The organism is Winogradskyella sp. UBA3174 (assembly GCF_002364335.1).
GTDB lineage: Bacteria > Bacteroidota > Bacteroidia > Flavobacteriales > Flavobacteriaceae > Winogradskyella.
The window spans coordinates 35,562-42,149 of record NZ_DEXW01000054.1; the positions used below are offsets into that span (position 1 = coordinate 35,562).

At 33.5% G+C, this 6,588-nt stretch carries 6 protein-coding genes; all 6 read right to left on the minus strand.

The features are described from left to right. Positions 1–70: 70 nt before the first annotated feature. Positions 71–1,864: a cytochrome c oxidase subunit I gene (locus tag B2U95_RS09985; protein WP_296315778.1), complete on the minus strand. Its 1,794-nt coding sequence runs from the start codon at positions 1,862–1,864 to the stop codon at positions 71–73. 34 nt (positions 1,865–1,898) lie between these two features. Then, positions 1,899–2,957 carry a cytochrome c oxidase subunit II gene (locus B2U95_RS09990; protein ID WP_296315781.1) on the minus strand — a complete coding sequence of 353 codons (1,059 nt, stop codon included), beginning with the start codon at positions 2,955–2,957 and terminating at the stop codon, positions 1,899–1,901. Positions 2,958–2,978: 21 nt separating this feature from the next. Next, complete coding sequence (locus B2U95_RS09995; protein ID WP_296315784.1) at positions 2,979–4,364, minus strand: quinol:cytochrome C oxidoreductase; 1,386 nt, start codon at positions 4,362–4,364, stop codon at positions 2,979–2,981. Positions 4,365–4,386: 22 nt separating this feature from the next. Then, positions 4,387–4,938, minus strand: coding sequence for a c-type cytochrome (locus B2U95_RS10000; protein ID WP_296315786.1), 552 nt, complete (start codon positions 4,936–4,938; stop codon positions 4,387–4,389). 1 nt (position 4,939) lies between these two features. Beyond that, positions 4,940–5,476, minus strand: a complete 537-nt coding sequence (locus tag B2U95_RS10005) for a DUF3341 domain-containing protein (RefSeq protein WP_296315789.1) — start codon at positions 5,474–5,476, stop codon at positions 4,940–4,942. A gap of 8 nt (positions 5,477–5,484) precedes the next feature. Next, positions 5,485–6,588: NrfD/PsrC family molybdoenzyme membrane anchor subunit (gene nrfD, locus B2U95_RS10010; protein ID WP_296315791.1), on the minus strand; the 1,104-nt coding region annotated here is incomplete at its 5' end.

The window sequence follows — 6,588 nt, forward strand, 5'->3', positions numbered from 1 at the left end:
CAAAACAAATATAAAGAAAAAGCCTCTCAAATTTAGAAAGGCTTTTCATTAATATATTATGTGATTATATCTAATGCTGTAATTCTTCTTCTCCTTCTTTCATTGGTACATTTTGAGGTACAAAATCCTCATCATGCCCTGGTTTACTATAATCGTAAGGCCATCTATATACAGTAGGTAATTCACCTGGCCAGTTACCATGTATATGCTTTACTGGCGAAGTCCATTCTAGAGTATTTGATTTCCAAGGATTCTGTACAGACTTTTTACCATAGAACATACTACTAAAGAAATTGTATAAGAATACCAATTGGAAGATACCACCAACTAAAGCAAACATTGTAATTATAACATTAGCATTTGTAGTATCATCAAATAATGGGAAATTAGAATTTGTATAATAACGCCTCGGTAAACCTGCCATACCTATAAAGTGCATTGGAAAAAATACACCATAAGCACAGATAGCAGTTACCCAAAAGTGTAAATATCCTAAGTTTTTATTTAACATTCTACCGAACATTCTAGGGAACCAATGATAGATACCGGCAAACATTCCATAAAGAGCAGATATACCCATTACCAAGTGGAAGTGAGCTACTACAAAATAAGTATCATGTACATTAATATCTAAAGCACTATCACCTAAAATGATACCTGTTAAACCTCCTGTAATAAAAGTAGAAACTAAACCAATAGAAAACAGCATAGCTGGATTCAGTTGTAGATTACCTTTCCAAAGTGTGGTTATGTAATTAAATGCTTTTACTGCTGACGGGATTGCAATCAGTAACGTTGTAAAAGTAAATACAGATCCTAAGAATGGGTTCATTCCTGAAATAAACATATGGTGACCCCAAACTATTGTTGATAAGAAGGCAATCGCTAAAATTGAAGCAATCATCGCACGATAACCAAAGATTGGTTTACGAGAGTTAGTTGCAATAACTTCAGAAGTTATACCTAAGGCTGGTAATAATACAATATATACTTCTGGGTGTCCTAAAAACCAAAATAAATGCTCGAATAACACAGGAGAGCCACCTTGATAATGTAAGACTTCACCTTGTATAAATATATCTGATAAGAAGAATGACGTTCCAAAGCTTCTATCCATTATTAACAATAAAACTGCTGATAATAAGACTGGGAATGAAATAACACCAATAATTGCTGTGACAAAAAATGTCCATATAGTTAATGGTAATCTTGTCATTGACATGCCTTTAGTTCTGAGATTGATAACAGTAACGATATAATTTAATGATCCTAATAATGATGATGCAATGAATATCCCCATAGAAACCAACCAAAGCGTCATACCCATACCAGATCCTCCTTGAGCCATTGGTAAAGCAGACAAAGGTGGATAAATTGTCCATCCTGCAGCAGCTGGACCAGCTTCAACAAATAGTGATATAACCATTATAACACTAGATACAAAAAATAACCAATAAGAAACCATATTTAGGAATCCTGAGGCCATATCTCTAGCACCAATTTGTAGTGGAATTAATAGATTACTAAATGTTCCACTTAGACCAGCTGTTAATACAAAGAATACCATTATAGTACCGTGAATAGTAACTAACGCTAGGTAAATATCTGCATCCATAACACCTTCTGGTGCCCATTTTCCTAATAATGCTTCAAACAATACATTTGGCTCTTCTGGCCAAGCGATTTGCATACGCATCATCATAGACATTAAAACACCTACAACACCCATTAAGGTACCAGTAATTAGGTACTGTTTTGCAATCATTTTATGATCTTGACTAAATATATATTTAGTTACAAAAGTTTCTTTGTGATGATGTACGTCGTGGTCATCGTGACCGTGTGTATCTGCTGTTGCTGACATAATCTCTTTATATATTTCTTAAATAATTATAATGTTAGTTTAGTGAATTAGCAAATGTTTTTTGCTCTGCTATCCACGCGTCGAATTCTTTTTGAGTTTCTACAATAATTTTAATTTGCATATTGTAATGTGATTTTCCACAGATCTTATTACATAATAACAAATAGTCAAATTCATAAAGTAAATCTTGACCTGCTTCTTCAATCTCTGCTTTTCTGTCTCTTCTTAATTCATTAATATTTTTAACCTTCTCAACAATATCAGGATTTAATCGCATGTCAGCTGTTGTAACTGTAGGAGTAAAACCAAATTGAGTTACCATACCTGGTACGCAATTCATTTGAGCTCTAAAATGAGGCATATAAGCAGAGTGTAAAACATCTTGAGAACGCATCTTAAATAGAATTGGTCTTCCAACTGGTAGATGTAATTCTGTAACTATAACATCATCTTGTGCATTTGGATCATCTTCGGCTACACCAAGAACGTTAGCTCTATCGTTATCTATAAGACGAACATTAGCTTTACCAAGTACATTATCCTCTCCACCATATCTTGCCTTCCAATTAAATTGCTGTGCATATAGCTCTATAACCATTGGATCTTCATCTTCATCGATATTCATAATATCGTTCCATGTGAATAGACCCCAAATAATTAAACCAGCTAAAACGATTACTGGAATGACTGTCCAAATAAATTCTAAGGTATTATTATCTGCATAGAATAACGCTTTCCTTCCTTTTTCACCTCTATACTTGTAAGCAAAATAGTGCAATAAGAATTGTGTTATGGTTTGAACAATAAATATTACAATCATAGAAATGATCATAAGATTATCAATTCCTGGACCGTGCTCTGATGCTGAATTAGATGTTAGAGGTAAGTCACCTAAATACCAAAAACTAGCAATAGTTATAGCATAGATAAACACCAAGAACCCCATCATTAAATAGCCTTGCAGCTTATTATCGTTGTCATCAGCTACTTGTGTATTTGATGATCCAACTTGAGCTAAATCAAAAATCTTCACCATTTGCCATAAGGCAACAGCTACAAAAATTACAATTATAATAGTTAATAAAGCAGTCATTATCGTTTCTGTTCTTAAAAATTAATAATGGAAATTTTCACTTTCCTTAATAAATGGATTTCTTTTGGCTAATAATGGTGCCTTTCCTAAAGCTCTGAAAACAATCAATAAGAAGATACCAGCAAATAATAATATGGAACTTATTTCTGGGATTCCGATAAACCATCTATCACCAACCGTTGCAGGCATCATCATATTGAATATATCTAAATAGTGTCCACAAAGAATTATGATACCAGTCATAATAACAAACCAGTTGACACGCTTATAATCACTATTCATTAATAACAATAGTGGAAATATAAAGTTCATAACTACCATACCAAAAAATGGTAAATTATAGTCCTCAATACGTGTAACAAAATAAGTTACTTCTTCTGGTATATTTGAATACCATATTAACATGAATTGAGAGAACCATAAATAAGTCCAGAAAATACTAAAACCAAACATAAACTTAGCTAAATCATGAATATGACTATCATTTACATACTCTAAAAAACCTTTAGATTTTAGGTAAATTGTTACCATTGCAATCACAGTAATTCCACTTACAAGCATACTTGCTAGAAGGTACCATCCAAACAATGTACTAAACCAGTGTGGATCTACACTCATAATCCAATCCCAAGACATCATCGATTCTGTATAAATAAAGAATACTAAAAAAGCTGCTGAAATTCTAAAGTTCTTTTTAAAATATCTGTTATCATCAGCTTCGTCTTGTGCCAATGAAAATTTTCTTGAAAAGTGCCTATATAATGACCAACCTCCTAAAAAGATTAAAGCTCTAATAAAAAACCAAGGTTTATTTAACCAACTTTCTTTACCTTGAATTATAGCATCATGCGCTACAATATCTGGATCCATCCAAATAAATAAATGTTTATCTGCAACCCAAATAATTGCAAGAACTAATAATCCACCTGGAAACACGTATGACGTAATCCCTTCCATAACTCTAAAGATAACTGGTGACCAACCTGCTTGCGATGCATACTGAACCGCATAAAATGCCAATACACCTAAAGCTATCATAAAGAAAAAGAATGCTGCTACGTATAATGCTGAATAAGGTCTGTTATGTATTTGATGTAGTACATGCTCTTCATGTGTCATCTTATGATCTTCAGCTTCTGCACTATATGCCTCATCTCCGTGACCTTCTTCTGTATGTGATGCAGACTCACCGTGATCTTCTTCATGGCTTTCTTCTGCGTGCTCTTCACCGTGACCTTCTGTGTCATGACTCTCACCATGATGTGACTCACTAGCTAATAGCTCTTTTACATCTTCAACATCTTCTATTTGATGTGAATCCCAAAAACCATAGCTTACACCTAACGCTCCTAGAACAATTAAGATAATAGCCCCTAATTTTAATCGATTTGAAATTTTATATTCCATTTATATAATCTTTATCTAAATCTTATTTTTTTAAATCAGCCGTTAATTTCTCAACAAAAGCTACAACTTGCCAACGCTCTTTTTCATTCAGTTGGTTAGCATAAGAGCCCATTGAGTTTTTACCATAGTATATAGTATGGTAAATACTGCCTGCTGTAATATCTTTATCCGCATAACTTCCTGGAATAATCAATTCCTTTTTTGCTAACATTCCGTCACCTGCACCCTTATTACCATGACATATAGCACAATAAATATTATATAAAGGTCCTGCAACATCGTCATCAAGCTCAATCGTATCTAATGGATTAGCTAAATTTGCTTTGGCATATTCATAACCTTCTGTTGTATTCTCAATTTCAAAAGGCATAAAGTCACCTCTAGGAATAGATCCATCTGCTGGTAATTGCGCTTCTATACCACCTTCAAAAATCTCTGACTCTTGGTAAGCTTCATAACCAATCGATTCATACATGTTTGGCATATATTGATAGCTTCGCCCTGATTTTTTATTACAAGACACTATACTTAATAGCATTACTAATACTACTGTTATTTTGAGTGTAGCTTTCATATTAATGTGCATCTTCTTTATCAATAATATTTATCTCAACTGCTCCAGTTTCTTTTAAAAGTGCTGACAATGATTCTTCATTGTTGTGTATCGCAATTTCCATTAAGAAATGATCATCTGTTGTTCTCGGATCTGGATTCTCTGCTTCTTTAAACGGCCACATTCTACTTCTCAAATAAAAAGTTATTACCATTAAATGAGCTGCAAAAAATACCGTCAGTTCAAACATAATAGGAACAAAAGCTGGCATATTTTCTATGTAACTAAAGCTTGGTTTACCACCAATGTCCATAGGCCAATCTTCTATCATTATATAGTTCATCATTACTGTGGCAACTATCAACCCAACACAGCCATACATAAATGCTGCAATCGCCAAACGCGTAGGTGCAAGTCCCATGGCCTTATCTAGTCCATGAACCGGGAATGGTGTGTATATTTCTTCAATGTGATATTTTTCTGCTTTAACCTTTTTAACGGCTAGCATTAATACATCATCATCTGTGTAAATAGCATGAATTACTTTTGAAGCTTCCATATACTATATTAGTTATTTAATAAATTTTTAGCTTGTCCAGACCAATCATCACGTTCTGCTCTTCCTGGGAAAGAACCAGTAATTGAATCTAACAAATCATATTCTTTTTTAGTCATCTTACTTACCTGTAGGAACGTATAAACACCTATACTATTAAGTACTTCTTCCATTTTAGATCCAATACCATTTACTTTCTTTAAATCATCAACAATACCAGAGGCTATATCAAAAGCACCAATACTAGCTAAAAGATCGTTCACTTTTGCAGAATTATCGCTTGTTAAAAGTGTTTCATTTTTTGTTGGAACTGCATTACTTAACAACAAATTCGATGTTCTTGCATCTGAACCTGTACCAACTAAACTATCACCACGCTCTCTAATTGCTTTATAACGCTCACCAGATGATTTCAAAATAGTCTTAACTTCTGCTTGAGCAATTACTGGGAATGTACGTGAATACAATAAGAATAGTACAAAGAAGAAACCTATGGTTCCGATAAAGATTCCGATATCTACAAATGTAGGAGAGAACATAGTCCAAGATGATGGTAAATAATCTCTATGTAACGATGTTACAATAATTACAAAACGCTCAAACCACATACCTATATTTACTACAATAGAGATAAAGAAAGAGAACATAATACTTGTTCTTAATTTTTTGAACCACATAAATTGTGGTGAGAACACATTACAACACATCATTGACCAATATGCCCACCAGTAAGGTCCAGTAGCTCTGTTTAAGAATGCATATTGTTCATACTCTACACCAGAATACCAAGCTATAAATAATTCTGTAATATAAGCCACACCAACTATAGAACCTGTAATCATAATTACAATGTTCATTAATTCTATATGTTGTACTGTGATATAATCTTCAAGGTCACACACTTTTCTCATAATAATAAGAAGTGTGTTTACCATAGCAAATCCTGAGAAAACCGCACCTGCAACAAAGTAGGGTGGAAATATCGTTGTATGCCAACCTGGAATAACTGATGTTGCGAAATCAAAAGATACAATGGTATGTACAGAAAGCACTAAAGGTGTTGCTAAACCAGCAAGTACTAAAGATACTTCTTCAAAACGTTGCCAATCTTTTGC